The 25,761-nt window shown below is 68.4% G+C and carries 25 protein-coding genes; 13 read left to right on the forward strand and 12 right to left on the reverse strand.

Going from position 1 to position 25,761, the window contains the following annotated elements; genetic code table 11:
* Positions 1–2: 2 nt before the first annotated feature.
* The 5 genes from HEQ75_RS13575 to HEQ75_RS13595 form a co-directional block, all read right to left on the reverse strand.
* Complete coding sequence (locus HEQ75_RS13575; RefSeq protein ID WP_168031390.1) at positions 3–719, reverse strand: hypothetical protein; 717 nt, start codon at positions 717–719, stop codon at positions 3–5.
* 2 nt (positions 720–721) lie between these two features.
* Positions 722–2,134, reverse strand: coding sequence for a TRAP transporter large permease (locus HEQ75_RS13580; protein ID WP_168031392.1), 1,413 nt, complete (start codon positions 2,132–2,134; stop codon positions 722–724).
* Complete coding sequence (locus HEQ75_RS13585) at positions 2,131–2,715, reverse strand: TRAP transporter small permease subunit (RefSeq protein WP_168031539.1); 585 nt, start codon at positions 2,713–2,715, stop codon at positions 2,131–2,133. Before HEQ75_RS13585 ends, HEQ75_RS13580 begins: the two co-directional genes overlap by 4 nt.
* Before the next feature lie 179 nt (positions 2,716–2,894).
* Positions 2,895–4,016 (reverse strand): TRAP transporter substrate-binding protein, encoded by a 1,122-nt coding sequence (locus tag HEQ75_RS13590; RefSeq protein WP_168031394.1) that lies wholly within the window; start codon positions 4,014–4,016, stop codon positions 2,895–2,897.
* Positions 4,017–4,137: 121 nt separating this feature from the next.
* Complete coding sequence (locus HEQ75_RS13595; RefSeq protein WP_235961613.1) at positions 4,138–4,950, reverse strand: ferredoxin--NADP reductase; 813 nt, start codon at positions 4,948–4,950, stop codon at positions 4,138–4,140.
* 145 nt (positions 4,951–5,095) lie between these two features.
* On the opposite strand from HEQ75_RS13595, the gene HEQ75_RS13600 reads away from it, so the two are divergent.
* The gene (locus HEQ75_RS13600; protein WP_168031396.1) at positions 5,096–5,791 is read left to right on the forward strand and encodes a GNAT family N-acetyltransferase; all 696 of its coding nucleotides are present in this window, start codon (positions 5,096–5,098) and stop codon (positions 5,789–5,791) included.
* 83 nt (positions 5,792–5,874) lie between these two features.
* Complete coding sequence (locus HEQ75_RS13605) at positions 5,875–7,071, forward strand: amidase (RefSeq protein ID WP_168031398.1); 1,197 nt, start codon at positions 5,875–5,877, stop codon at positions 7,069–7,071.
* A gap of 170 nt (positions 7,072–7,241) precedes the next feature.
* Here the strand turns inward: HEQ75_RS13605 and HEQ75_RS13610 are convergent, their stop codons facing one another.
* Positions 7,242–7,610 carry an ATP-binding protein gene (locus HEQ75_RS13610; protein WP_168031400.1) on the reverse strand — a complete coding sequence of 123 codons (369 nt, stop codon included), beginning with the start codon at positions 7,608–7,610 and terminating at the stop codon, positions 7,242–7,244.
* 322 nt (positions 7,611–7,932) lie between these two features.
* On the opposite strand from HEQ75_RS13610, the gene HEQ75_RS13615 reads away from it, so the two are divergent.
* The 11 genes from HEQ75_RS13615 (at position 7,933) to HEQ75_RS13665 (ending at position 21,070) form a co-directional block, all read left to right on the forward strand.
* A complete protein-coding gene (locus tag HEQ75_RS13615; RefSeq protein WP_328733939.1) occupies positions 7,933–9,951 on the forward strand; it encodes a hydantoinase/oxoprolinase family protein in 2,019 nt (672 codons plus the stop codon).
* On the forward strand, positions 9,948–11,687 hold the full coding sequence (locus HEQ75_RS13620; RefSeq protein WP_209318535.1) for a hydantoinase B/oxoprolinase family protein: 1,740 nt from the start codon (positions 9,948–9,950) through the stop codon (positions 11,685–11,687). Before HEQ75_RS13615 ends, HEQ75_RS13620 begins: the two co-directional genes overlap by 4 nt.
* On the forward strand, positions 11,680–12,831 hold the full coding sequence (locus tag HEQ75_RS13625; RefSeq protein ID WP_168031404.1) for a CaiB/BaiF CoA transferase family protein: 1,152 nt from the start codon (positions 11,680–11,682) through the stop codon (positions 12,829–12,831). Before HEQ75_RS13620 ends, HEQ75_RS13625 begins: the two co-directional genes overlap by 8 nt.
* Positions 12,828–13,637, forward strand: a complete 810-nt coding sequence (locus HEQ75_RS13630; protein WP_168031406.1) for an enoyl-CoA hydratase/isomerase family protein — start codon at positions 12,828–12,830, stop codon at positions 13,635–13,637. The genes HEQ75_RS13625 and HEQ75_RS13630 overlap by 4 nt, the downstream gene beginning before the upstream one ends.
* Positions 13,638–13,661: 24 nt before the next feature.
* The gene (locus HEQ75_RS13635) at positions 13,662–14,666 is read left to right on the forward strand and encodes a Bug family tripartite tricarboxylate transporter substrate binding protein (protein WP_168031408.1); all 1,005 of its coding nucleotides are present in this window, start codon (positions 13,662–13,664) and stop codon (positions 14,664–14,666) included.
* Positions 14,667–14,747: 81 nt separating this feature from the next.
* Positions 14,748–15,779, forward strand: coding sequence for a LacI family DNA-binding transcriptional regulator (locus tag HEQ75_RS13640; protein WP_168031410.1), 1,032 nt, complete (start codon positions 14,748–14,750; stop codon positions 15,777–15,779).
* A 19-nt stretch (positions 15,780–15,798) separates the two neighbouring features.
* Positions 15,799–16,944, forward strand: a complete 1,146-nt coding sequence (locus HEQ75_RS13645) for an iron-containing alcohol dehydrogenase (protein WP_168031412.1) — start codon at positions 15,799–15,801, stop codon at positions 16,942–16,944.
* Positions 16,941–18,359, forward strand: a complete 1,419-nt coding sequence (leuC, locus tag HEQ75_RS13650) for a 3-isopropylmalate dehydratase large subunit (RefSeq protein WP_168031414.1) — start codon at positions 16,941–16,943, stop codon at positions 18,357–18,359. Before HEQ75_RS13645 ends, leuC begins: the two co-directional genes overlap by 4 nt.
* Positions 18,359–18,958 carry a 3-isopropylmalate dehydratase small subunit gene (gene leuD / locus HEQ75_RS13655; RefSeq protein ID WP_168031417.1) on the forward strand — a complete coding sequence of 200 codons (600 nt, stop codon included), beginning with the start codon at positions 18,359–18,361 and terminating at the stop codon, positions 18,956–18,958. Before leuC ends, leuD begins: the two co-directional genes overlap by 1 nt.
* Before the next feature lie 11 nt (positions 18,959–18,969).
* Complete coding sequence (gene leuB, locus HEQ75_RS13660; protein ID WP_168031419.1) at positions 18,970–20,046, forward strand: 3-isopropylmalate dehydrogenase; 1,077 nt, start codon at positions 18,970–18,972, stop codon at positions 20,044–20,046.
* A 43-nt stretch (positions 20,047–20,089) separates the two neighbouring features.
* Entirely contained in the window at positions 20,090–21,070 is a 981-nt protein-coding gene (locus HEQ75_RS13665) for a Bug family tripartite tricarboxylate transporter substrate binding protein (protein WP_168031421.1), read from the forward strand.
* A gap of 131 nt (positions 21,071–21,201) precedes the next feature.
* On the opposite strand, the gene HEQ75_RS13670 is transcribed toward HEQ75_RS13665, so the two are convergent.
* From HEQ75_RS13670 to sufC, 6 genes are read right to left on the reverse strand one after another with little or no spacing between them, the layout of a single operon-like run.
* On the reverse strand, positions 21,202–21,567 hold the full coding sequence (locus HEQ75_RS13670; protein ID WP_168031423.1) for a HesB/IscA family protein: 366 nt from the start codon (positions 21,565–21,567) through the stop codon (positions 21,202–21,204).
* Between the two features lie 14 nt (positions 21,568–21,581).
* Entirely contained in the window at positions 21,582–21,977 is a 396-nt protein-coding gene (locus tag HEQ75_RS13675; RefSeq protein ID WP_168031425.1) for an SUF system Fe-S cluster assembly protein, read from the reverse strand.
* Positions 21,946–22,425 (reverse strand): Fe-S cluster assembly sulfur transfer protein SufU, encoded by a 480-nt coding sequence (gene sufU, locus HEQ75_RS13680; protein WP_456237391.1) that lies wholly within the window; start codon positions 22,423–22,425, stop codon positions 21,946–21,948. The genes HEQ75_RS13675 and sufU overlap by 32 nt, the downstream gene beginning before the upstream one ends.
* Positions 22,422–23,663, reverse strand: a complete 1,242-nt coding sequence (locus HEQ75_RS13685; RefSeq protein WP_168031427.1) for an aminotransferase class V-fold PLP-dependent enzyme — start codon at positions 23,661–23,663, stop codon at positions 22,422–22,424. Before HEQ75_RS13685 ends, sufU begins: the two co-directional genes overlap by 4 nt.
* Entirely contained in the window at positions 23,663–24,973 is a 1,311-nt protein-coding gene (sufD, locus tag HEQ75_RS13690; RefSeq protein ID WP_168031429.1) for a Fe-S cluster assembly protein SufD, read from the reverse strand. The genes HEQ75_RS13685 and sufD overlap by 1 nt, the downstream gene beginning before the upstream one ends.
* Complete coding sequence (gene sufC, locus HEQ75_RS13695; RefSeq protein ID WP_168031432.1) at positions 24,970–25,719, reverse strand: Fe-S cluster assembly ATPase SufC; 750 nt, start codon at positions 25,717–25,719, stop codon at positions 24,970–24,972. The genes sufD and sufC overlap by 4 nt, the downstream gene beginning before the upstream one ends.
* Positions 25,720–25,761 lie beyond the last annotated feature (42 nt).

A 25,761-nucleotide genomic window follows, 5' to 3' on the forward strand; every position in this document is an offset into this window, starting at 1 on the left:
CTTCAGGCGCAGCGTGCCTCCACCCGGCCGAGCGGACCGAGTGAGGCTGCCAGCGTGCCTTCTGCCGCGACCTCTGCCGTCAGCCCTGCCAGAACCAGCACGGCACCCTGCGGAAGGCCGCCGAGACGCCTGGCCGCCTGCGCTGCCTCCCCAAAACGGGCGGCTAGGTTGCAGGAGAGGGAGGGGCGGCGCGCTCCCTTCGGGCCTAATGCCGCTCGCACCAGACCCGGCGCCAGGGCCTTCGCACGGCCAACGACGACGAGCCCCAGTCGAGCCAGATCTGCCGAAACAACTGCATCATCCGATGGATCGTCGGCGAAGCGTGTTGCCGAGACGTCGATGGCGGCATGAAGGGCGGCAAGCACCGGCGCGACATCGGAATTCGGCAGCAGCGGCGCACCCAGCACCCCGACCACCGCCGCCGTGGCTCGCGGATGGCGCAGCGCATCCAGCGCAACCGGGAGGCCCGGATTGAGCAATCTTGCCTCCAACATGGGCCCGACCAATGGCGGCCTCGTCTCGCCACGAAACAGCAGTCGAAGACCGCAGGGGATAAGGCCCAATTCTTCCAGCACGGCGAGGGCGGTTTCCTCCCCTTCCGCCATGTCGCGCGGCGTCATGGTGCTCGGTAGCGGGGCCAGCGGATTTCCGCTTTCCAGCGCTTCCGCCAGCCAGCGCGCGGCCTGGGCCGGGCGATCGACCGTCTCGGGTTCGGACATGCTCAATTCAACGGCGGCAGGTCGGGCATTTCCGGCACAGCGAAGCCACCCTCCGGAATGGACATCAGATCCTGGACCGGGCCGCCCAGTGGCGTGTCGTAGAGATAGCTGGGCAGCCAAGTCGCGATGCCCGGAAAAATATAGAGCAACGCCATTGCCAGTACGACCAATCCCACGAAAGGCAAACAACCGGCGAATATCTGCGTCAGGCGCACCTGGGGTGGCGCCACGCCCTTAAGATAATAGGCTGCCATCGCCACCGGCGGTGTCATGAAACTTGTCTGCAAATTCAACGCCACCAGCACGCCGAAGAAGATGGGATCGACCCCGAAGGTGTCCAGCAATGGAAGGAAGATCGGCACGAAAATCAATACAATCTCCGACCATTCCAGCGGCCACCCCAACAGAAAGATGATGAACTGCGTCAATATGAGGAAGGTGACGGTGTTAAGGCTCAACTGCTCAACGAACAAATTTTCGATGATGTGGTGACCGCCTAGGTATCCGAACACTGATGTAAAGATATAGGCACCAACGAATAGCCAGCAAACCATCGCCGTGGTTCGGGCTGTTAGGAAGACACTTTCCTTCAGCTTTCCGAAGTCAAGCGCGCGATACAGTAGTGCCAGGAGGATGGCCCCCAGCGCGCCCATGGCAGCAGCCTCGGAGGGCGTGGCAAGGCCGAACAGGATGGCGCCAAGTACGGCACCAATCAGTGCCGCGAGCGGAACGAATGAGGTGACGAGGGACCACAGGATGGTCATGACCGGAACGTTGCGCTCTTCGACCGGCAGCCTCGGGGCCATTGCAGGCCGCAGCGTCGCGACAGCCAGGACGTAGAGCATGTAGAGCAGCGCCAGCCCGAGTCCCGGGAAGAAGGCGGCGGCATAGAGACGGGCAACCGAGGTGCCGGACGTCGCGCCATAGAGGATCAGCATAATCGAAGGCGGAATCAAAATGCCAAGGCACCCGCCAGCACAAGTCACGCCCGCTGCCAGCCGCGGATCGTAGCCCGCTCGCAGCATCGCCGGGAAGGCCAGCAGCCCCATCAGCGTCACCACTGCGCCGACGATGCCGGTTGCGGTCGCAAAAAGGGCGCAGGTCGCGAGCGTCGCCAATGCCAGCGCGCCGGGCAGCCCACCCGAGGCCATCTGCAAGGATCGGAACAACCGGTCGAGGATGTTCGCGCGCTCAATCACATAGCCCATGAAGATGAACAGGGGCACGGAGATCAGCACATCGTTCGCCATGACGGCATAGGTGCGCTGCACCAGCAGGTCGAAGATCCGCATCTCCAGAGTGAGATAGCCGAAGCCGATGCCCATGGCCATCAGCGTGAAAGCAACGGGAAAACCAAGCAGAATAATGAAGATGAAACTGCCCAGCATCACCATCCCAAGAACGGGGTCGCTCATCCTGCTGCTCGCTCCTGCGCCCGCCTGGCCTGTTCCAACGCGAGGACTTCCATCTCTTCGACATCGTTCAACTTCTGCGGCCAGTCTCCGTCCCGAATGCAAATCCAGCAGCGAACGATCTCCGCAACGCCCTGCAGGAGCACCACCGCAGCGGCGAAGGGGATGATGAATTTAAACGGCCACACCAGGGGCCCATCGGGGCTGACGGAGGATTGCTCGTTCTGCCCATAGGAAATCACGAAGAAGTCCCAGCCAAAGATGATCAGTCCGATCATCGCGGGAATGAAAAATATCACATAAAGAATCAGGTCGAGCATCGCCTGCCGGCGGGGCGTTTGCAGGCGGTAGGCAAAGTCGGCGCGGACATGCCCACCACGTGAGAGTGTATAGGCACCCGCCATCATGAATAGCGTTCCGTACATCATGTACGAGGCATCGAAAACCCAGGTCGTTGGAGCGCGAAACAGGTAACGCGCGAAGACCTCATAGCAAATCGACAAAGTGAGGGCCAAAATCAGCCAAGCGAAAAGCTTGCCGATGAAGGCACTGAGCTTGTCGATCCCGATCAGTATGGGCTGCACCATGCGCTCCTTCGGAGGCAAACCCGGTGGTTGGATGACGATGCCAAGCGGCGCCCGGCAGTCGACGGGATAGCGAAATCGGCCCCGGAGGGCCGATCCTAAGAGTCATGGTCCCTGCGGAAAGCTGCTGGCAACCGCTGGCCGGGGAGAGCCGATGCCGACCTCCCCGGCGTAGGCGCCTATCGCTGCGCGAAGAAATGCGTGAAGGACAGCGCGGCCGGGGCCTCATAGCGCAGGTAGAAGTTACCCACGCGGCGGCACCATTCGCGCTGACTGTCACAGACCTTCTTGAAGAAGGCATCGCCTTCCAGATTGCGGATCACCTGGTCCCAGGCCCGCAGCTGCGCCTCCAGCACCGGACGAGGGGTGGTGACCACCTGGACGCCCTGGCGCTGCGTCATCTCGATCAGGTCCTTGGAGTAGCGATCCTGCTGCTTCCAGGACATGTCGGCCGACGCCGCTTCGGATGCGTGGCGAATGATGGCCTTCACCTCATCCGCCATGCCGTCGTAGCGGGTCTTGTTGAACAGTATCTCAAAGCATTCCGTGTTCTGGTGGAAGCTTTGGATCATGTAAGTCTTCGAAACGTCCGGAAAACCCAGGACACGGTCGGAGGACGGGTTGTTGAATTCGGCACCGTCGATCACGCCGCGCTCCAGCGCCGGCACGATCTCGCCGCCAGGCAGCGCCGTCACGGCCGCGCCCATCACGTTGAACAGGTCGGTCGCCAGGCCAACAGTGCGGTAACGCAGGCCGCGGATCGCCGCCACGTCGCGCACTGGCTGCTTGAACCAGCCCAGCGGCTGTGTCGGCATCGGGCCAGACATGAAGCCGACCACGTTGACCTTGAGAATGTCCCGGATCAACTCGTTGTAAAGGGCCTCACCGCCGCCGTAGTAGAACCAGCCGAGCAGCTGGTGGGCGTTGCCGAACCAGGGCGGGGAGGTGCCGAACAGGCTGAACGCCTTGTTCTTGCCGAACCAATAGGCCGAGACGCCATGGCCGCCATCGAGGGTACCGGCCGCCACGGCATCGAGCAGCTGAAACGCGCCCACCACGGCGCCTGCCGGCAGCAGTTCCAGCCGCACCCGATTGCCGGCCATGGCATTGACCCGGCCGGTGAAATCCTGGGCAAACTCGTGGAAGATATCGCGCTGCGGCCAGGTGGATTGAAACCGCAGGACCAGCGTCTGAGCCCGGCTAACATTCGGAGTCGCCAGGACAGCCGTGCCCGCGGTACCCACTGCGGCAGCCTTGAGCAAGCCGCGACGGCCCGCTTGACGCGTCTCGATCTCGGTCATTTTTTCCCTCCCGACGCGTCGCCGTTCCCGCGATCGTGGACCGCCCGACGCCCTATCGGCGAAGGATATCGTTGGGGCTTATGGAAGCGCAATGCCTCGTTCAGCCGCTGGCCGAGGCGCCCTATTTCGTCACGAAAGCCTTCTCAACCACATAGGTTGCAGGCCGATTGTTGGCGCCTTCGCTGAAGCCGCGCGCCTCCAGCAAGGCGCGCATGTCGGCGTTCATCGCCTCGCTCCCGCACAGCATGGCCCGATCGGCCGCAGGCGACATGGGTGGCAGGCCGAGATCGGCGAAGATGCGCCCCGTCTCCACGAGGGTGGTCACCCTGCCCTGGGTCGCAAAGGGCTCACGCGTCACGCTAGGATAGTACAGCAGCTTGTCGCGCACCAATTCGCCCAGCAAATCGTGTTCCGGCAGGCTGCTGCTGATCAGTTCGCGATAGGCCAGTTCCGCAACCTGGCGCACCGTATGTGCCACCACCACACGGTCGAACCGGTCATAGGTCTCCGGCTCACGGATCAGGCTAAGGAAGGGCGCAAGACCCGTCCCCGTGGCAAATAGCCAAAGCGTGCCGCCCGGCACCAAATTCTCGGTCACCAAGGTGCCGGTCGCCTTGCGGCCAATCAGCACGCCGTCGCCGGGCACGATATGCTGGAGTCGCGACGTCAGTGGTCCATCCTGTACCTTAATCGAGAGAAACTCGAGATGCTCCTCCCAGGGTGCGCTTACCAGGGAATAGGCACGGACCAGAGGTTTGCCTTCCACCATAAGCCCGATCATCACGAACTGTCCGGCGACGAAGCGGAAATGCGGGTCACGGGTGCAGGTGAAAGAGAACAGCCGGTCGGTCCAATGATGGACCGACAAAACCCGTTCCAGGAAGAAACCGGGCGGCGGGGCGGCCTGGGCGGCAGGGGCGGAAGGGCTGGACATACGCGTCCTATGCGACATCAGCGCCCCTGCTGCAACGCGGTTGCGCAGCGCCGCGTCCTGCTCAGTCTCGTCGCACTGGCCAGGGTGCGGCATGCTGCCCGCCACGCCACCCAGCCCCCCCCGAAGCCACGGAGCCTCCACCCCGATGACCGCGCCCCCTGCGACAGACCTTCCCCTGGGCGGGCCTGTCGATACCACGCCCCGTCCCCTGCCCGCGCGCATCCCGCATCGCGGCCGATCGGTGACGCTGGAACCGCTTGCAGTGCGTCACGCGGCCGAGTTGTGGGATGCAGCGCAGGCCGATCGGCTGGGCACCGGCTGGACCTATCTGGGCTATGGCCCTTTCCCGGATGCGGAGGCGATGCGCCGCCACGTGGCTTCCTTCGCCGCACAGCACGACCCAATGGCGTGGGCGATTCGCCCCCATGTCAGCGGCACCGTCTCCGGCTGGCTGACGCTGATGGAGATCCAGCCGGCCAACGCGGCGATCGAACTGGGCCACATCTGGTTCGCGCCGGCGCTTCAACGCAGCCGGGCGGCCACGGAGGCCATGTTCCTGCTGATGCGTCACGCCATGGACGACCTTGGCTACCGCCGACTGGTGTGGAAGTGCAATGCGCTGAATGCGCCATCCCGCCGTGCGGCGGAACGTCTGGGCTTCCGCTTCGAGGGCGAGTTGCGCGCCCACATGGTGGTCAAGGGGCGTCGGCGGGACACCGCCTTCTACGCAATGCTGGCGGAGGAATGGCCGGCGCAGCGAGACCTGATCGCGGCTTGGCTGGACGATGCCAACTGGGACCACGCGCAGCGGCCGCGCCGTCCGCTTCGTGGACCGGGTTGATGCGCCATCGACAGACATGGTTGTCATTCGTCTCATCATGACGCAGGGTGCCGCCAATTCGGGATGGTAACGGAGGCATTGCCATGCCGCGTGCTTTTGAAGACCGGGTCGGCGCCTTCATGCCAGGCCCAAGGGTGGAACTCCTCGGGACGCCGGGTGGAGCGCTTTCCGGGCTGGATTTCGCGGTGAAGGACCTGTTCGACGTGGCCGGCGCCATGACAGGCTACGGCAACCCGGACTGGGCGCGTACCCATGCGGTGGCCGCGGCGACCGCACCCTGTGTCCTCTCGCTGGTCCAGGCAGGTGCCAACCTCCGCGGCAAGACCAAGACGGTCGAACTGGCCTACGGGTTGACGGGCGAAAACGTCTGGTATGGCACGCCGATCAACCCTGCGGCGCCGGACCGCTTCCCTGGCGGGTCATCCTGCGGCTCGGCATCCGCCGTTGCAGCCGGACTTGTCGACTTCGCCCTTGGATCCGATACGGGCGGCTCGGTTCGCATCCCCGCCAGTTACTGTGGCATCTTCGGGATCCGTCCCTCCTGGGGCGCCGTGAACCTGACGGGCGCCTGCCCGCTTGGCCCGAGCTTCGATACGGCCGGTTGGTTCGCCTCCCGTGCCTCCGTGCTGCGCAGGGTGGGTGATGTGTTGTTGCCGGCCGGTGGCGAAGGCCTTCTCGGGCCCTTGCTGAAGGTCCAGGAGGCCTGGGTGAACGCCGTGCCGCAAACGGCTACGGCACTGGTCGGCGCGCTTTCGAAGGTTGAGCGCGTGCTGGGACCGAGTCTGTCCATGCACCTGGCTCCCGAGGGGCTGGACCACCTCTTCGAGCATTTCCGCGCGGCCCAGGCCGAGGAGGCCTGGGCCAGCCTCGGTTCGTGGGTTGAGGCGATCCGCCCCAAATTTGGTCCGGGCGTGGCCGAGCGTTTCGCCGCTGCCAAGGCGAGTGACCCGGCCCGCGCTGCCGCGGCGCGCGCCTTCCGGGAAGTCTTCCGGCAGCGGGCGCGGGCACTCGTCGCAGGCGGCGCCGTGCTGGTCTACCCGACATCGCCGGTCCCGGCGCCGAAACTCGACATCAGTCTGGAGGCACAGCAGGCGGTGCGCGAACGGACAATGGGTGTCACCGCGGTCGCCGGACTGGCGGGCCTCTGCGAGGTGACACTGCCGGCTGCGCGAGTCGACGGTGCCCCGGTGGGCCTTTCCTTGGCAGCCGCCCCTGGCCGCGACCGCGCTCTCCTGGCGGTGGCGGAACGGGTGGCCGCGGAGCTTCGCCTGCCGGCCTAGCGGTCCATCGGAGCCACCGCCTTCGCATCAGATTTGTGCGCCTTGTTGGCACAGAATAGGCTGGTGGTGTCGACGAGACGTGACGGTCGGCACGGAAGCAAGTCCCTGGATCGGCGCCGAACAGCCCCCCAGCGGGCCGACCAAAGCGCTGCGACGTCCGCCGGTTAGGCTCATCTGCGGTTCCTGAAGCGGCCGTTCTTGTTGCCGGTCTCCACAATTTCACAGCGGTGCGTCAGGCAATCGAGCAGGCCATGGTCATCTTGGCGTTGCCTCGACACGCTCGGCCATTCACCAATGCCCGTTCTGGTGGTCACCAGCACCAAGGCCGGCTTGGAGAGACGGCTGACCAGGTGGAACAGCAGGTGCCCGCCCGACCGAGCGAGCACCAGGCAGCCGAGATCGCCGAGCACGACCGAATCAGTCCGATACGGATGGTCCGCCAGCCGTTCCCGGCGCCTGCTTCGGCTCTTCGCCCCGAGCCGGCTCATCAGATCCACCACAGTGTAGAACCACCCGCGCGCGCCGCTGCGGATCGGCACCCAGTGCCCGACCAAGGCCGACCGCGGTGGCCGCCCGTGGCGCTTCGCCGGGGGCTTTCGCTACGCGCACACCAGTTCAGGGGGCACCAAACTGGCCCGGAACAGGCATTGCTGGCCGCGCCAGCCGACCAAATCGCCACAACTCCTCGACGGGCGAACTGCGCCGCCGATCGGCCCACCGACCCAAGCGCGCGACGATTGACCGGTCCGTGGAAACGTTTCACCATATCAAGGCAGGTGCCCGAACGGGCTGCAAAGGGAGTGAGGGGCCTTGAAGCGCATCGGCATAGACGTCGGTGGGACCTTCACCGATGTCGTCCTTGTGGACGAGGCGGGGCGGGTTCACACCGCCAAGGTTCCAACCACGCCCCATAACCGCGTGATCGGCGCCCTCAACGGTTTTCGTCGCATCCTGGCAATCGCGGGATGCGGCGCGGCGGAGATCGGGTTCATCGGTCATGGCTCGACCATGGCAACCAACATGGTTGTGGAGCGCACCGGTGCGCGCACCGCCCTCGTCACCACGCAGGGCTTCCGGGATGTGCTTGAACTGCGCCGCATCGCCCGGCACGACCGCGCCGATCTGTATGACCTGCAGTTCGACAATCCGGACCCGCTGGTGCCGCGGCGCTGGCGCCACGAGGTGGCGGAGCGGATGGATTGGCGCGGCCAGGTGGACACGCCACTCGACGAAGCCGCGCTGCACGCCATCGCGGATCGCATCGCGGAAAGCCCGGTGGAGGCGGTCGCCATCGCCTTCCTGCACGCCGCGGCCAATCCGGCGCATGAAAGGCGCGCGGCGGACATCCTGGCACAGCGCCTGCCAGGCCACTTCATCAGCGCCTCGCACGAGGTCAACCCCGAAGTGGGCGAATACGAGCGCACCAGCACCACGGTGATGAACGCGATGCTCGGCCCACTCTGCGCGCGCTACATCGCCGCGCTGCAGGACGGGCTGCGCCAGGAAGGCTTTGCCGGCGAGCTGCTGTTCATGGGCTCCAATGGTGGCCTGGCGGATGCCGCGCTGGTCGCGGCACGGCCGGTGCTGCTGCTGGAATCGGGCCCGGCCGGCGGCGTCAGTGCGGCGATACGCCTGGGTGACCGGCATGGCTGGCCGGACGCGATCCTCGGCGACATGGGCGGCACCACCTTCGACGTCTCACTGGTGCGCGGCAGCCGCGCGGAGCTGCGCAGCCAGGTGCTGCTGCACAGCTATGCCGTGCGCGCACCAAGCATCGATATCGAGAGCATCGGCGCCGGCGGCGGCTCCATCGCCTGGGTCGATGCCGGCGGCGGCGTCCGCATCGGGCCGCAGAGCGCCGGCGCCGATCCCGGCCCGGCCTGCTACGGCCGCGGCGGCACCCGGCCGACCGTCACCGATTGCAACCTGCTGCTGGGCTATATCGATCCGGACACCTTCCTCGATGGCGGCTTCAAGCTGGATCGCGCGGCGGCGCAGCGGGCGGTGGAATTGCACCTGGCGCAACCGCTGGGCCTCGATACGCTGGCGGCGGCGCATGCCGTGCGCGCGGTGGCGAATGCGCTGATGGCGCAGGCGATCCGCCTGATGACGGTGGAGCGCGGGCATGACCCGCGCGGCTTCGATTATCTGTGCTTCGGCGGCGCCGGGCCGGTGCATGCGCTGGACCTGGCGCGATCGCTGGAGATGGCGCGCGTGCTGGTGCCGCCGGTGCCGGGCCTCTTCAGCGCGCTTGGCATGGTGTTGGCCGATCGGCAGGCGGATCTGCAGGCCGCGGTGGACCGCCCGCTCTCGGCCTGCGACGGCACGGAGCTCGAGGCCCGCTATGCGGAGATGGAAGGCGCGGCACGCGGCCGCCTGCCGGCCGACGCGGCGCAGTCCATCCGCCGGCGGGCCGATTGCCGCTACGCCGGGCAGCCCGATTCCATCATGGTCGACGTGGTCGATTGTGCACCGGTGGCGATCCGCGCAGCGTTCGAGGCCGCGCATCGGCATCTGTGGAATTTCACCAAGCCGGACCAGCCCGTGCTGCTCAACAATATCCGCGTCGAGGCCCGTGCCGCGACCGGGTGGCGGGGCGCGCTGCGCTTCGCCAAAGGCGACCCCGCACCGGCACCCTCCCGCACCCGACGCGTCCAGTTCGGCGGCGGCCAGGACACGGCGCGCGACCTGCCGGTCTGGCGTCGCGACGACCTGCCCGAGGGCCACAGGGTGGAAGGGCCGGCGGTGATCGAGGAAGCCAGCAGCAGCCTGACGCTCGGCCCGGGCGACGTCGCGCGGATCGAGGCGGGGGGCGTGCTCGCCATCACCCTGGCGGTGGAACCGCGGCCCGCACCCAGGCTCGAGGAGGCGCTGGCATGATGGATATCGTCACCTACGAGATCCTGCGCTCCAGCCTGTTCGCCACGGCGCGGGAGATGAAGCTGGCGATGATGCGCACCGCCGGCAGCCCCATCGTGCATTCCGGCGGCGATGCCTCTGCCGCAGTGTTCGATGCGGAGATGCAGCTTGTCGCGCAGGGCAACGACATCCCGACCATGCTGGGCTCCGCCGTCATCTCCACCCGCGCCTCAGTCGAGGCGATCGGGCGCGACCGGCTGCGGCGCGGCGATGTGATCGTCAGCAACGACGTCTATCTCGGCGGCGGCAACCACCAGCCGGACGTCCAGTTCACGCGGCCGGTCTTCCTGGATGGCGAGATCATCGCCTTCGTGATGACCCGCGGCCATTGGAGCGACATCGGCGGCCAATTGCCCGGCAGTTACACGACGCTGACCTGGGATGTCTTCGCCGAGGGCATCCGCATCCCGCCCGTGCTGCTGTACCGCGATGATCGGCCGGTAGAGGATCTGGTCACGCTGATCCTGCAGAACACCCGCGACCCGGCGGTGCGGCTTCTGGACATGCAGGCACAGTATGCTGGCTGCGTGGTCGGCGACCGCCGCATCGCGGAGATCGCGCGGCGCTACGGAAAGGAGGCGCTGGCAGCGGCAATGCGCCGCGCGCTGGACCATTCCGAGCGGCTGATGCGCGCTGCGCTGCGGGCCATCCCCGATGGCGTGTACGAGGCCGAGGACGCGATCGAGCCGGTGACCGGCCCCGCCGGCTGGTCGCGCGAACCGGTGCCGATCCGCGTGAAGATCACCAAGCAGGGCGACGGAATCCATTTCGACTATGCGGGCAGCGGCACGCAGGCGCGCGGCGGCATCAACTGCCCCTTCTCCGTCACCTGCAACAGCACCTGGTTCACGGTGAAGGCCATCACGGACGTCACCATCCCGATCAACCAGGGCTGCTACCGCCCGGTGACGATCAGCGCACCCGAAGGCAGCATCCTGAATTGCACCTTCCCCGCCCCCGTCGTCGCCGGCAATACCGAGACATCGCCCCGCATCATCGACCTGCTGCTGAAGGCGCTGTCCGCAGCGGTGCCGGAACGCGTGGTGGGGCAGAGCAATTGCGGCGCCTTCTCCGGCGTGTTCGGCGGCATGGACCCTGATGCGGCGCGCGTTGCCACCACCGGACGTCGCTTCGTCGGCATGATCGACCCGCATGCCGGCGGCATGGGCGCCCGCGCCACCAAGGACGGCGTGAATGGCGTGCGTGTCTATGTTGGCAATGCCGGCAGTTCCGCCGTCGAGATTATCGAGCAGACCTCCCCCGTGCGGGTCGAGGAATGGTCGCTGGTGCCGGACACCGGCGGCGCCGGCACCTGGCGCGGCGGGCTTACGTCCCGCCGCGTCTATCGCGTGGCCTATGACGAAGCGACCTTTACCGTCTGCGGCGAGCGCGGCATTCACCCGCCACTCGGCCAGTTCGGCGGCGCCGCCGGCGCCACCTTCCGTTGCGAGGTGACGCGCGATAGCCAGGTGACGCAGGTGCCGGCCAAAGGCGGGCACGAGATCGTCCACGCCGGGGACCGGGTGATGCTGCAACCAGCCGGCAGCGGCGGCTATGGGGATCCCGCTGGCCGCGACCGCGTGCGGCTGCGCGACGACCTGCTGGATGGCTATGTCAGCCCCGAGGCGCTGACGCGGGACTACGGGCTCAGCGGGGAAGCGGCCGCCGCGCTGCTGGCGGACCTGCCGCATGGCTGATGCCCTGCCCCTGGCCGGCCGCTTCGCGGTCGAGATCAGCCACAGCCTGGCGGGGCCCTTTGCCGGCGCCATACTGGCCGATCTCGGTGCCACGGTGCTGAAGGTGGAGGCAGCCGGCAAGGGTGACCACGCCCGCGACTGGGGCCCGCCCTTCGTCGATGGCGATGCCGCGCTGTTCCATGCCGTCAATCGCGGCAAGCTGAGCATCGCGGCCGATTTGCGCGATCCCGCCACGGTGGCGGCCCTGCGCCGCATCATCCTGGACCGCGCCGACATCGTGCTGCAGAACCTGCGCCTCGGCGCCATGGAAGCGGCCGGGCTGGGTGCGGAAGGGTTGCTGGCGGAAAAGCCCGGCCTCGTCATCTGCAACATCGGCGCCTTCGGTCGCACCGGCCCGAAAAGCGGCGCCCCGGGCTACGACCCTCTGGTGCAGGCAGCCTGCGGGCTGATGTCGATCAACGGCCATCCCGGCGCGCCACCCGCGCGGGTGCCGGTGGCCTTGAACGACCTCGGCACCGGCGTCTGGGCCGCGCTCGGCATCTGTACCGCGCTGCTGCGGCGCGAACGGGACGGGCGCGGCGGCGTGGTCGACGTGTCACTGTACGAAACCGCGCTGGCCTGGATGACGGTGCCGCTGTCCGACCACATGGCCGGCGGGCCGTTGCCGCGCCGCTACGGATCCGGCGTGTCCAACATCGTGCCCTACCAGACCTTCGATGCCGCGGATGGCACGCTGCTGATCGCCGCCGGGAACGACCTGCTGTTCCGTCGACTCTGCGCCGTGCTCGATGCGGCGGAGGTCGCGGCGGATCCCCGCTTCGCCACCAACGGTGAACGCGCCACGCACCGCGACGCGCTGATTCCGCTGCTGCAGGCCCGCATAGCGCAGCGCCAGGTGACCCAGCTTTCCGCGGCGCTGGAGGCGGCGGGCATTCCCTGCGGTCCGGTTGCCGACATCGCCCAGGCGCTGGAGGACCCGCAACTCGCAGCCCTTGGCATCATCGGCGAATTGCCGGGCCGCGCCATGCGTACCGTCGGCCTTCCGCTGAGCTTCGACGGCCAGCGGCCACCGCTTGCCGGCCCCGCGCCAAGGCTGGGCGAGCACCAGCATCTTCTCGAGCCGAGCCCGAAGGACGTTCCATGACCACGACCCTGACAGCCACGCCGTGGGAGACGCTGCTGGTCCGACAGCCGGAGGAGGGCGTGCTGCTGGTCACGCTCAACCGGCCGGAGCGGGCGAATGCCATGAGCACGCGGATGGGCGAGGAGATCATCGCCGTATTCGGGGCGCTGGAGGCGGACCTCGACCTGATGCGCGCCGTTGTCCTGACCGGCGCCGGTGACCGCGCCTTCTGTGCCGGCGCGGACCTGAAACAGCGCGACGGCATGGATGATGCGGCCTTCGCGCGCCAGCACTACCTGTTCGAACGCATGATGCGCACGCTGCTGGCCTGCCCGGTGCCGCTGATCGCGGCCATCAACGGCGCCGCCTATGCCGGTGGACTGGAAATGGCGATGTGCTGCGACTTTTCCTATGCGGCCGAAGGCGCGCGCTTCGCGCTGACCGAGGTGACGCGCGGCATCATGCCGGGCGGCGGCGGCACGCAGCTTCTGCCGCGGACCATCGGCGCCCGGCGCGCCAAGGAAGTGATCTTCACCGGTGAGCCCTTTTCCGCGGATCAGGCGCTGGCCTGGGGCGTGGTCAACCGGCTTTGCCCGCCGGGCACCGTGGTGGACCAGGCGCTGGCGACGGCGCGGCGCATCCGGGCCAATGCGCCGATCTCGATCCGCCAGGCCAAGAAGTCGATCGACTTTGGCGCCGGCACGGATCTGCGCACGGGCATGCAGATGGAGATCGAGGCCTACTACCAGCTCATCCCGACCCAGGACCGGCGGGAGGGAATCGCCGCCTTCAACGAAAAACGGACGCCCGAATTCAAGGGGCGCTGAAGTCCCATCCAGGGGAGGAAGACCATGAAGAAGAACCAGACCACCATCGGCCGCCGCGGCTTGCTGGCGGCCGGCACGCTGCTGCCGCCCGCCCTCGCCATGCCTGCCTTGTCCACGCCGGCGCTGGCCCAGGGCGCCTGGCGCGCCAGCCACGCCGTGCGCATCATCGTGCCCTTCCCGCCCGGTGGCGCGACCGACATGCTGGCGCGCCTCGTCGCCAGCGGTCTCGGCGAATCGCTGGGCCAGTCGCTGGTGGTGGAGAACCGCCCCGGCGCCAATGGCGTGGTCGCCACCCAGGCGCTGCTGAATTCCCCGGCTGATGGCCACGCGCTGATCCTGGCAACGGCGGACACGCATACCGTGCTGCCCGCCGCCAATCCCCGCCTGCCCTACAAGGTGGCGGATTTCGTCCCGGTCTCCGGCATGGCCAGCGTGGTTTTCGCGCTGGCGGTGCGCCCCGGCCTTCCGGCGGCAAATGTCGGCCAGTTCGTCGAACTCGCCCGCAGCGCCCGCCAGCCGCTTACCTACGCCTCCTACGGCTATGCCAGCGTCTCCCACGCCGCCGGCGAGATGTTCCGCGCCGCGATCGGGGCGGAGATGACGCATGTGCCCTATCTCGGCGCCGGTCCGGGCGTGCTGGCGGTCACCGCGGATCAGGTTGACATGATGATGGTGCCGGTCGCCGTCGCCAACCCACAGCGTTCCCGGCTCAAAATGCTGGCGGTGGCGAATGCCGAGCGGTTCGCGCTGGTACCGGATGTCCCGACGCTGCGCGAACAGGGCTTCGACCTGACGGCCGATGCCTGGATCGGTCTGCTCGGCGCACCCGGCACGCCGCGCCATGTGGCAGAGGCCATCCACGCCGCAGTCTCGCGGGTACAGCAGACGGACTCCTTCCAGCAGACGCTCCGGACCAACGGCTTCAGCAGCCTCGGCCTGGATCCCGCCCGCTTCGCCAGCTTCCTCGCCGCCGAATCGGAACGCTGGGGCCAGGTGGTGCGGCGCGGCAATATTCGCGTGGAGAGCTAGGGCCTGTGGCTTGCGTGGGCGAAGCGGCCATCCCTAAAGTCCCGGCGCCGGCTCCCTGCCGGACCGGGACCGGAGACTGCCATGGCTCGCCCACGCGCGGCGGAAGGACGCGCGCCGACGATCCGCGACGTGGCGGAAGCCGCCGGCGTCGGCCTCGGCACCGTCAGCCGCGTCATCAACGGCCATCCGAATGTGGGGGAGGCACTGCGCGCGCGGGTGCAGGCGGCGGTGGCGCAGCTCGGCTTCTCGCCGGATGCAGCGGCGCAATCGCTACGCAGCGGGCAGTCGCGCACCTTCGCCTGCGTGGTGCGCGACCTGACGGTGCCGGTGCTGGCCAGCTTCGCCGAGGGCATGCAGCAGGAGTTGGACCAGCGCGGCTATGGCCTGCTCATCGCCTCCTCCTACCACGCCCTGGCGCGGGAGCGGGATCTGCTGGCCAGCTTCGCGCGGCGCCGCGTGGATGGGCTGGTGATCGCCACCTCCTCCGAACGCGATCGGGCGCTGCTCAAGCTGCTGCGCGATGCGCCGATGCCCGTGGTGCTGCTGGACCGCGGCAGCCCCACCACGCTGGACAGCGTGCGGGTGGACCATGCCAGCGGAACGCAGCGGGCGATCGCCCACCTGCTGGCGCTCGGCCATCGGCGCATCGCAGTCATTTCCGGCGAGAACACCGTCAGCCCGGTGCGGGAAAGGCTGCGCGGGGTGGAACGGGCCTTCGCCGAGATCGGGCTGCAGCCCGACCCGGCCTTGGTGCGCCTGGGTTCCTTCTCCACTGGCTATGCGGCGCAGGCCGCAGCGGCGCTGCTGCAGCAGGCGCCGCGGCCCACCGCCTTCTTCGTCGCGGGAACGGCGCTGCTGCCAGGTCTGCTGCGAGCCCTGCAGGAACGCGGGCTTTCGGTGCCGCGCGACGTCTCGGTGATCGCTGGCGCGGAAAGCGAGTTGGCGGCCTTCCACTCCCCGCCCATCTCGGTGGTGCGCTGGGACCATGGCGCATTGGGGGCCGCTGCCGCACGGTTCCTGTTGGCGCGCATCGAACATCAGGACCTGGACCCGCAGCGCGCCGTGGGCGCGACGGACTACGTCCCGCGCGGCTCCTGCGCGCCACCACGCTGATGGATCGAGGCGCGCCCGCATGGCGTTGATGGTTTTCCTCAACCGCATCCAGTTCGCCGAGGGGGCGCTGACCGAATTGCCGGCTGAACTCGCGCTGGCAGCCATCCGTCGTCCGCTGGTGGTCACCGATGCGGGCGTGGTCGCGGCGGGGCTGCTGGCGCGCCTGCGGGCCGCGTTGCCTGCCGACATGCCCTTCGCGGTGTTCGATGCCACGCCGCCCAACCCCACCGAGGCCTCGGTCCGCGCCGGCTGCGCGGCCTTCGCCGCGCATGGGGCGGATGGGTTGATAGGCCTGGGTGGCGGATCGCCGCTGGACCTGGCCAAGGCCGTGGCCCTGGCGGCAACCCATCCGGCCGGGTCGCTTTCCCGCTATGCGGTGGTGGAGGGCGGGCTGGCGCGCATCACCGCCGCCGCAGCACCGCTGGTGGCGGTGCCGACGACGGCCGGCACCGGGAGCGAAGTCAGCCGCGGTGCGCTGATCGTGCTGGATGACGGGCGCAAGGTTTCCCTCGGCAGCCCGCACCTGATCCCGCGCACGGCGATCTGCGACCCGCTGCTGACACTCGGCCTGCCGCCGCGCCTGACCGCCGCCACCGGCATGGATGCGCTGGCGCATTGCATCGAGACGCTGTGCTCGCCGCGGGAGAACCCGATCGCGGATGCCATCGCGCTGGACGGGCTGCGGCGCGGCTGGCGGGCGCTGCCGATGGCCGTGGCGGAGGGCGGCGACCGTCCGGCACGCGCGGCGATGATGCTGGCTTCGGTGCAGGGTGCGCTCGCCTTCCAGAAGGGGCTGGGCGCGGTGCACGCGCTGTCCCACGCGCTGGGCGCCCTGCCCGTCTCACCGCACCACGGCACGCTCAACGCCGTGCTGCTGCCGCATGTGCTGCGCTTCAACGCGCCGGAGATCGCGGGCGTGCTGCCGGTGCTGGCCGATGCGATGGGCATGTCGGACGGCGCGGCCGTGGCGGGTGCCATCACCGCGCGCAACGCCGCCATCGGCCTGCCTGCCGGCCTGGCGCAGATGGGCATTGGCGCGGATGTGCTGCCCGCCATCGCCGCCGCCGCGATGCGCGACCATCACCACCTGACCAATCCGCGCCGCGCGACGGAGGCGGAGTACCTACGCCTGCTGCGCGACGCCCATCCGGGAGGCGCCGCATGAGCGACGAGCCGCGCACGATGTTCGAGAAGGTCTGGGACCGCCACCGCGTGCTGGAGCGGGAGGACGGCCAGACCCTGCTCTATGTGGACCGCCACCTGCTGCATGACGGCACCGCGCCGGCCTTCGAGATGCTGCGGGTGCGCGGCCAGAAGATGCGCGCTCCCGGGCGCACCTTCGCCACGCCCGATCACTACATGCCGACGAACACCCGCATCGCGGCCGAGATCCCGGACCCGGCGCTGCGCGAGATGGTGCTGTCGCTGGAACGCAACGCGGCGGCGGAAGGCTTCGCGCTGTACGGCCTGGACGACCCGCGGCAGGGCATCGTGCATGTGGTGGGGCCGGAGCTCGGCCTCAGCCAGCCCGGCATGATCATCGTCTGCGGCGACAGCCATACCTCGACCCATGGCGCACTCGGCGCGCTGGCCTTTGGCATCGGCATGACGGAGGTGGCGCATGTGCTGGCAACGCAATGCCTGTGGCAGCGCAAGCCGAAGACCATGCGGATCGGTATCGAGGGTGCGCTCGGCGCCGGCGTGACGGCGAAGGATGTGATCCTGCACGTCATCGCCACCATCGGCACTGCCGGCGCGACGGGCCATGTCATCGAATATGCAGGCTCCGCCGTGCGCGGCCTGTCGATGGAAGGCCGGCTGACGCTCTGCAACATGACCATTGAGGCCGGCGCACGGGCCGGCATGGTGGCGCCGGACGAAACCACCTTCGGTTTCCTCGAAGGCCGCGAGAACGTGCCGACGGGTGCCGCCTGGGATGCCGCCGTGGCGCGCTGGCGCAGCCTCGCCAGTGATCCTGGTGCATTGTTCGATCGCGTCGTGGAAATCGACGCCGCGGCGATCGCGCCGACCGTCACCTGGGGCACCTCGCCGCAGGAAGCGGTGGCGGTGGATGGCCGCGTCCCCGACCCGGCCACGGCCCCCAGCGCCGGCCGGCGGGCGGAGATGCAGGAGATGCTGGACTATATGGGGCTTTCGCCCGGCCAGTTGCTGGCGGAGGTTGCGGTGGACCGCGTCTTCATCGGCTCCTGCACCAATGGCCGCATCGAGGATCTGCGCGCCGCCGCCGGCGTCGCGCGCGGCCGCCAGGTGGCGGCGGGCGTCACCGCCTGGGTCGTGCCGGGCTCGGCGCAGGTGAAGCGGCAGGCGGAGGCCGAGGGGCTGGACCGCATCTTCCGCGACGCCGGCTTCGCCTGGCGGGAGGCCGGCTGTTCCATGTGCCTCGGCACCAATGGTGAGATCGGCGCGCCGGGCGAACGCATCGCCTCCACCTCCAACCGCAATTTCCGCGGTCGCCAGGGGCCTGGAGTGCGCACCCACCTGATGAACCCGGCGATGGCCGCCGCCGCGGCGGTGACCGGACACATCACCGATGTGCGCCGCCTGATGGAGGCCGGATGATGGAGCCCTTTCCCCGCCTGCGCTCCATCGCGGTGCCCTTCGCCCGCGACAACATCGACACCGACCAGATCCTGCCTGCGCGATTCCTGCATCTGGCGCGGGACGCCGACCACGGCGCCTGCCTCTTTCGGGATCTGCGCTACCGCGGCGATGGCAGCGAGGTGGAGGATTTTCCGCTGAACCGACCCGCCTGGCGCAGCGGGCGCATCGCGCTGGGTGGCGAGAACTTCGCCTGTGGATCGTCTCGGGAAAATGCGGTCTGGGCCATGCATGGGCATGGCTTCCGCGCCGTCATCGCACCCTCCTTCGGCGACATCTTCGCCCAGAACGGGCTGAAGAACGGCCTGCTGCCGGTGCGCCTGCCGGCGGCGACCGTCGCCGCCATGATCGCGCAGGCGGAAGCCATGCCGGATGGCGAGGTGACGGTCGATCTCGAAGCCCAGACCGTGACGGCGGCCGACGGCACCATCCATCCCTTCGAGATCGATCCCTTCGCGCGCAAATGCCTGCTCGAAGGCATCGACGAGATGAGCTTCACCCTCTCGCACAACGAGGACATCGCCGCCTTCGAGCGTCGCCTCGGGCGCGAGAACTTCTGAGGACAGCTAACATGCATATCGCGGTGCTCGCCGGCGACGGCATCGGCCCGGAGGTCACCACCCAGGCGATGAAGGCGCTGCGCGCGCTGGCCGCCAATGGGCCGCAATTCACCTTCACGGAAGCGCCGATCGGCGATGCCGGCTACGATCAGACTGGCGACCCGTTGCCGGAGGCCACCGCCGAATTGGCGGAGCGCGCCGATGCCGTGCTGTTCGGCGCTGCCGGCACCTATGAGAGCGACCTGCGCCCGCCCGAGGCGCGCGGCGGCCATGCGCTGCTGAGGCTGCGCAAGCGCATGGACCTGTTCGCCAATTTCCGCCCCGTCTTCGCCTTCCCCGAGCTGATCGGCGCTTCGACCCTGCGGCGGGAGGTGATCGAGGGCGTCGACCTCGTGGTGCTGCGCGAACTGACCGGCGACATCTATTTCGGCCAGCCGCGCGGTATCGTGACGGAGGACGGCGAGCGTGTCGGCATCAACACCATGCGCTACACGGAAGGCGAGATCCGCCGCGTGGCCCATGCCGGCTTCAAGGCGGCGCAGCAGCGGCGGCGCAAGCTGTGCTCCGTCGACAAGGCGAATGTGCTGGAGACCAGCGCGCTGTGGCGCGAGGTGGTGATCGAGGTGGCGCGCGACTACCCCGACGTCGAGTTGACGCACCAGTATGTCGATGCCGCCTGCATGCTGCTGATCCGGCGCCCGCTCGATTTCGACGTCATCGTCACCGGCAACATCTTCGGCGACATCCTGTCCGACGCGGCGGCCATGCTGACGGGCTCGATCGGCATGCTACCCTCGGCGTCGCTGAACGCGCGCGGCCAGGGGCTGTTCGAGCCGGTGCACGGCTCCGCCCCCGATATTGCGGGCAAGGACCTGGCGAACCCGCTGGCCTCCATCCTCTCCGCCGCCATGATGCTGCGCCACTCGCTTGGCCAGCCGGAGGCGGCGACGCGGCTGGAACAGGCTGTGCGCCGCGTGCTGGCCGAAGGGCTGCGCACGCCGGACATCATGGAACCCGGTGCGACGCTGGTCGGCACCGAGGCCATGGGCGACGCGGTGGCGCGGGAGCTTGCGCGCATGGCGGACTGACCATCGCGACCGATGACAACAAAAGACAGGAGAGGAAACGACAATGACAATGACACCGACCCGCCGCACCCTGCTGGCTGCGGCCCTGGCCACGCCCGCCCTTGCGCGGAGCGCGCTGGCGCAGGGCGCCTGGCCGACGCGCCCGATCCGCTGGATCGTGCCCTTCGGCGCCGGCGGCGCCGCTGATACCGCGGCGCGCTCCATCGCCGCGACGATGCAAGACCTGCTGGGCCAGAACATCGTCATCGAGAACCGCACCGGCGGCAACGCGGTGATCGCCGCCAATGCGCTGCTGCAGGCGCCGCGGGACGGCTACACCTTCCTGATCGATGCCGCGAACCAGCTGACCAACCCGGCGCTGATGCGCGACCTGCCCTTCGACTACGCCACCGCCTTCATTCCGGTGACGCAGATCTCCGCCTTCCCGCAGGTGATCGCGGTGAAGACAGATTTCCCGGCGCAGGACATCGCCGGCTTCGTCGCGCAGGCCAAGGCGCGGCCGAATACCATCACCATCGGCACGCCGCCGGCCGCCGGCATGGCGCATCTGGCCTTGGCCTCCTTTGAGAAGCGGGCTGGTATCAAGCTCGTGCATGCGGCCTATCGCGGCGGCGCCGATGCGGCACGGGATATCATGGCGGGCAGCGTCGACTCCGTGCTGATCACCACCTCCTCCATCCGGCCGCCGGTTGTCTCCGGCAAGGCGCGGGTGCTGGCGGTGACCAGCCTGGAGCGGCCGCCTTCGCTGCCCGATGTGCCGACCCTGGCGCAGTCCGGCTTTCCCGGCTTCGACCTGAACGACTGGAATGGCTTGTTCGCAGCGGAAGGCACCCCGCGCATCGCGATCGACCGCATCGCCGCCGCTGCCGCCACAGCGGCCAAGGCGCCAGCAGTTCGTGCCCGCATGGATCCCGCCGGCGCAATCATGATCGGCAACAGCCCCGCTGCCTTCGGGGAATGGCTGGCAGGTCAGCGCAGCCAGGTCCTGGACCTGATCCGCGAGGCGAACATCACGCTCGGCTGAGCGCCGCCAAGGCTGGACAGGATCTCACATCCTCTCCTTACGCCACGCTCTTTCCCAAGGGCGTGGCTTCCCATGGTCATTGCCCTGTCTTCCAGGCTGCCGGCAGGCAGGATGTACCGTTGGCAAGTCTGTCAGACGTGGAAGCTCTCGCCGCAGCCGCAGCGGCCCTTCTCGTTCGGATTGGTGAAGGTGAAGCCGGCGGACATCGCCTTCACCTCGTAATCCATCACCGTGCCAATCAGGAACAGCGTCGCCTTGCGGTCCACGACCACGGTGACGCCCTTATCCGTCACGACCTCATCCCCCGGCCCCGGCCCATCGACCCAGGACAGGTCATAGGCCATGCCGGAACAGCCCTTGGTCTTCACTGCGATGCGTAGCGTCTTGCCCTCCTCCCCGCCGGCATAGAGCGCGCGCAGGCGCTCCGCGGCGGCGTCCGACAGCCCCATCAGCTGCGGCAAGGCGCGGCGCGGGCGGGTTTCGGTGGTGGTGCTCATCGCCAGGGCCTCCCTCAGTACATGTTCAACGCAAGGCGCGCGTCTTCGCTCATCCGGCTCTGGTCCCAGGGCGGATCCCAGACGACCTCGACGGTCACGTCGGTGACGCCCGGCACGGCGCGCACCGCTTCCTCCGCCTGCACCGGCAATTCCTGCGCCGAGGGGCAGGAGGGGGTGGTGAGCGTCATCTCCACCTTCACATGGCCATCATCGCCGATCTCGACGGCGTAGATCAGGCCGAGCTCGTAGATATCGACCGGGATTTCCGGGTCGAAGACGGTCTTGAGGACGGAGATCACCGCATCCTCATTCACCCGCACCGGCGGCTCCGTGCCGCCATCGGGGGTCCAGCTGCCGTGGACGGGGGCTGTCGGGGTCTCACTCACTGCTCGCCTCCTTCGCGCCGCCATCCAGCGCCGCGTTCAGCGTGTGCCAGGCCAGGGTCGCGCATTTCACGCGGCTGGGGAAATCATGCACGCCGGACAGGGGCGCCAGGCGTTCCATGTCCTCCGCGATCTCGCCGCCGCAATCCGGGCAGATGCCGGTCATGGCCAGCGCCCGGAAGTTCTCGCCCATCTGCCGTGCCTGCGCCTGCGTCTTGCCCTTGACCGTATCGGTCATGAGCGAGGCGCTGGCCATGGAGATGGCGCAGCCGCGGCCTTGGAAGGCCGCATCCTCGATATGGCCCTCCGGGGCGAGCTTGACGAACAATTCCATGCGGTCGCCGCACATCGGATTGTCACCGCGCGCCGTGCGATCCGCGTCATCGAGTCGCTTGAAGTTGCGCGGCTTGCGGCCGTGATCGAGGATCACTTCCTGGTACAGGTCGCGCAGGTCATCGAACAAGCCACCACTCATCGGAAGAACTCCCGCGCCTGGTGCAGCGCATCGGCCAGCAGATCGACCTCCGCCGGCGTGGTGTAGAGGCCGAAGGAGGCGCGGCAGGTGCTTTCCACGCCGAAGCGTTCATGCAGCGGCTCCGCGCAATGGCGGCCGGAACGCACAGCAATGCCGGCGCGGTCCAGCAGCGTCGCCACGTCATGCGCATGGGCCGTGTCGAGGGCGAAGGCGAAGACGCCGCCGCGGTCCTGCGCGCGGCCGAGCAGGGTCACGCCCTCGATCTGCGGCAGGCGGGCCATGGCGCGATCGACCAAGGCGCGCTCATGCGCCTCGATCGCGGCCATGCCGATAGATTCGACATAGTCGATGGCGGCGTGCAGGCCGATGGCCTCGATGATCGGCGGGGTGCCGGCCTCAAACTTTGCGGGGTAAGGCGCCCAGACGGAGCGTTCGAAGGACACTTCCGCGATCATGTCGCCGCCGCCCAGGAAGGGCGGCATCGCCTCCTGCAACGCGCCCTTGGCGTAGAGCACGCCGATCCCGGTCGGGCCGTAGAGCTTGTGGCCGGTGAAGACGTAGAAATCCGCATCGATCTCCCGCACATCGACGCGGCGATGCACGGCGGCCTGGCTGCCATCGAACAGCACCTTGGCCCCGGCCTCATGCGCCATGCGCGCGATCTGCGCGGCAGGCGTGACCGTGCCGAGCACATTGGACATGTGGGTGACGGCAACAAGCCCGACCTTGCCATCGGCAAGCTTCGCTGCGAGATCGTCGAGGTCCAGCTCGCCGGCATCGGTGATGCGGCAGACACGCAGCTCAATGCCATGCGCGTCGCGCGCCATCTGCCAGGGCACGATGTTGGCGTGGTGCTCCATCTCGGAAATCACCACCGCCTGGCTAGGCTGCATCACGCCGCGGCCGTAGCTGTGCGCCACCAGGTTGATGGCGTTGGTGCTGCTGCCGGTGAAGATGATCTCCCGCACATCGCCGGCGTTCAGGAAGCGCGCCACGGCGGCGCGGGCGGCCTCATAGGCCTCGGTCGCCTGCTCGCTCATATGGTAGGCGCCGCGATGGACGTTGGCATAGGCCGTCTCCATCATCCGCACCATCGCGCCAATCACCTGGCGCGGCTTCTGGGCGGAGGCGCCGCTGTCGAGGAAGGTGAAGGTCTTGCCGCGCACCTTCTCCGACAGGATCGGGAAATCTGCCCGAATCGCGTCCAGGTTCAGCGTGGGTGCGACATGCCCGTCCATCACGCGGCCTCGATCCCGCCCTGGATGCCCTGGCGCTGCCACCAGCCGGTGACGGCGCGCGACAACGCATCGCGGATCGCCTCATCCGCCACGGCTTCCACCGCCTCCGTCAGGAACGCCTCGACCAGGATAGCCTTCGCCTGTTCCAGCGGAATGCCGCGGGAGCGAAGGAAGAAGATCTGCTCGGCATCCAGCTCGCCGACCGTGGCGCCGTGGCTGCACTTCACGTCGTCGGCGTAGATTTCCAGCTGCGGCTTGCTGTCGATCTCGGCATCCGGCGACAGCAGCAGCGCCTGGTTCATCTGGTAGCCATCGGTCTTCTGCGCGATCTGCCGCACCAGGATCTTGCCCTGGAACACGCCACGCGACTTGCCGGACAGCACCGTCTTGTAGGTCTGGCGGGACGAGCAATCCGGCGCCGCATGATCGAGCGCCGTGGTGGTATCCGCATGCTGGCCATCGGCCAGAAGCTGCACGCCATTCATGTGGCATTCGGCCTTGGGGCCGCAGAGCGCCACATGGATCTCGTTGCGCGCCAGGCGCGAGCCGGCGTTCATCGTGAAGTTGTCGTAGGTGCCGCCCGCCTGCACGCGGGCATAGACAGTGGAGAGGAAGAAGGCGTCGCGGCCTTCCTGCTGCAGCCGCCCGTGGTTCATCCGCGCGCCCTCTGCCACCTCGATCTCGAAGACCGGGTTGTGCAGGTAGCGCGCGGTGGCGGGGCCAGCGGCGGTCTCCACCAGGGTCAGCGAGGCACCGGCGCCGAGCCGCACCAGGTGGCGCGGGTGGAAGGCGGGGGCGCGTTCGCTTTCGGTGGCGAAGGAGAACAGCTCCAGCACGCCGGCCTCGACGCTCTCCGGCACCGTCACCACCAGGCCATCCTCGAACAGCATGCCGTTCAGCGCGGCGAGCGACTGCTCCTCCGGCCGCGCCAACGCACCCAGGCGGGATTCCAGGCGCGGCAGCGCGCTGGCCAGATTCTCCACCGTGAAGGGCAGACCTTCCAGCGCGGAGAGATCGGCGCGGAAGCGGCCATCGATGAAGACGGCACGCGGGCCGGCAGCCGGCGGCAGGGCCAGCGCATCATCCACGGCGGTCAGCGGCTCGCCGAAGACCGAGGCGTTCACCACGGCGAGGTCGGTGTATTTCCACGCCTCGACGCGCCGCGTCGGGAAGCCCTGGGCGCGGAAGGCGGCGGCGCTGCGATCGCGCAGCGCCTCCACCCAGGGAAGCTGCGCGCCGGGTAGCCGCCCGCGCAGCCCCTCATGCCGGCCGAGGAAGGCGGCGGGGCCGGTGCTGCTGATCGCCGTCATGCAGCGGCGTCCTGGATGGCGCCGTAGCCGGAGGCTTCCAGCTCATGCGCCAGCTCGGGGCCGCCCGACTTCACGATCCGGCCGGCGGACAGCACATGCACGCGGTCCGGCACGATGTGGGTCAGCAGGCGCTGGTAGTGCGTGATGACGAGCGCGGAAAAGTCGGGGCCACGCAGGCTGTTCACCGTATCCGAGACCAGCTTCAGCGCATCAATGTCGAGCCCGCTATCAGTCTCGTCCAGCAGCGCCAGCTTCGGCGAGAGCAGAGCCATCTGCAGCATCTCGTTGCGCTTCTTCTCGCCGCCGGAGAAGCCGACATTCACTGGGCGCTTGAGCATGTCGTCCGGCATGTTCAGCACCTTCATGCGGGCGCGCGCCAGCTTGAGGAACTGGATGGCGTCGATCTCCGCCTCGCCCTTGGCGCGGCGCACCGCGTTCAGCGCCGTGCGCAGGAAGTTGGCGTTGCCGACGCCGGGCAGTTCGACGGGCGCCTGGAAGGCCAGGAACACGCCGGCCACGGCGCGCTCCTCCGGCTCCATCGCCAGCAGGTCGACCTCGCCGAAGGTGACGGAGCCTTCCGTCACCTCATAGCCCTCGCGCCCCGCCAGGACGTAGGACAGGGTGGACTTGCCGGAGCCGTTCGGCCCCATGATGGCGTGGATCTCGCCCGACGGAATCGTCAGGTTCAGCCCGTTCAGGATCTGCTTGCCGTCGACGGTGGCGTGCAGGTTTTCGATCTTCAGCATCATCAACCTCAAAAAGAGCCGGCCGATTCGGACCTCCGGGGC

This window comes from Falsiroseomonas selenitidurans (assembly GCF_012103215.1).
Lineage (GTDB): Bacteria > Pseudomonadota > Alphaproteobacteria > Acetobacterales > Acetobacteraceae > Falsiroseomonas > Falsiroseomonas selenitidurans.

Excerpts from the sequence above, each read along its gene's own strand:
- HEQ75_RS13575 (WP_168031390.1), bottom strand. The coding sequence starts at position 719 with ATGTCCGAACCCGAGACGGTCGATCGCCCGGCCCAGGCCGCGCGCTGG.
- HEQ75_RS13580 (WP_168031392.1), bottom strand. The coding sequence starts at position 2,134 with ATGAGCGACCCCGTTCTTGGGATGGTGATGCTGGGCAGTTTCATCTTC.
- HEQ75_RS13590 (WP_168031394.1), bottom strand. The coding sequence starts at position 4,016 with ATGACCGAGATCGAGACGCGTCAAGCGGGCCGTCGCGGCTTGCTCAAG.
- HEQ75_RS13595 (WP_235961613.1), bottom strand. The coding sequence starts at position 4,950 with ATGTCCAGCCCTTCCGCCCCTGCCGCCCAGGCCGCCCCGCCGCCCGGT.
- HEQ75_RS13600 (WP_168031396.1), top strand. The coding sequence starts at position 5,096 with ATGACCGCGCCCCCTGCGACAGACCTTCCCCTGGGCGGGCCTGTCGAT.
- HEQ75_RS13605 (WP_168031398.1), top strand. The coding sequence starts at position 5,875 with ATGCCGCGTGCTTTTGAAGACCGGGTCGGCGCCTTCATGCCAGGCCCA.
- HEQ75_RS13620 (WP_209318535.1), top strand. The coding sequence starts at position 9,948 with ATGATGGATATCGTCACCTACGAGATCCTGCGCTCCAGCCTGTTCGCC.
- HEQ75_RS13625 (WP_168031404.1), top strand. The coding sequence starts at position 11,680 with ATGGCTGATGCCCTGCCCCTGGCCGGCCGCTTCGCGGTCGAGATCAGC.
- HEQ75_RS13630 (WP_168031406.1), top strand. The coding sequence starts at position 12,828 with ATGACCACGACCCTGACAGCCACGCCGTGGGAGACGCTGCTGGTCCGA.
- HEQ75_RS13635 (WP_168031408.1), top strand. The coding sequence starts at position 13,662 with ATGAAGAAGAACCAGACCACCATCGGCCGCCGCGGCTTGCTGGCGGCC.
- HEQ75_RS13640 (WP_168031410.1), top strand. The coding sequence starts at position 14,748 with ATGGCTCGCCCACGCGCGGCGGAAGGACGCGCGCCGACGATCCGCGAC.
- HEQ75_RS13645 (WP_168031412.1), top strand. The coding sequence starts at position 15,799 with ATGGCGTTGATGGTTTTCCTCAACCGCATCCAGTTCGCCGAGGGGGCG.
- leuC (WP_168031414.1), top strand. The coding sequence starts at position 16,941 with ATGAGCGACGAGCCGCGCACGATGTTCGAGAAGGTCTGGGACCGCCAC.
- leuD (WP_168031417.1), top strand. The coding sequence starts at position 18,359 with ATGGAGCCCTTTCCCCGCCTGCGCTCCATCGCGGTGCCCTTCGCCCGC.
- leuB (WP_168031419.1), top strand. The coding sequence starts at position 18,970 with ATGCATATCGCGGTGCTCGCCGGCGACGGCATCGGCCCGGAGGTCACC.
- HEQ75_RS13665 (WP_168031421.1), top strand. The coding sequence starts at position 20,090 with ATGACAATGACACCGACCCGCCGCACCCTGCTGGCTGCGGCCCTGGCC.
- HEQ75_RS13670 (WP_168031423.1), bottom strand. The coding sequence starts at position 21,567 with ATGAGCACCACCACCGAAACCCGCCCGCGCCGCGCCTTGCCGCAGCTG.
- HEQ75_RS13675 (WP_168031425.1), bottom strand. The coding sequence starts at position 21,977 with ATGGCGGCGCGAAGGAGGCGAGCAGTGAGTGAGACCCCGACAGCCCCC.
- sufU (WP_456237391.1), bottom strand. The coding sequence starts at position 22,425 with ATGAGTGGTGGCTTGTTCGATGACCTGCGCGACCTGTACCAGGAAGTG.
- HEQ75_RS13685 (WP_168031427.1), bottom strand. The coding sequence starts at position 23,663 with ATGGACGGGCATGTCGCACCCACGCTGAACCTGGACGCGATTCGGGCA.
- sufD (WP_168031429.1), bottom strand. The coding sequence starts at position 24,973 with ATGACGGCGATCAGCAGCACCGGCCCCGCCGCCTTCCTCGGCCGGCAT.
- sufC (WP_168031432.1), bottom strand. The coding sequence starts at position 25,719 with ATGCTGAAGATCGAAAACCTGCACGCCACCGTCGACGGCAAGCAGATC.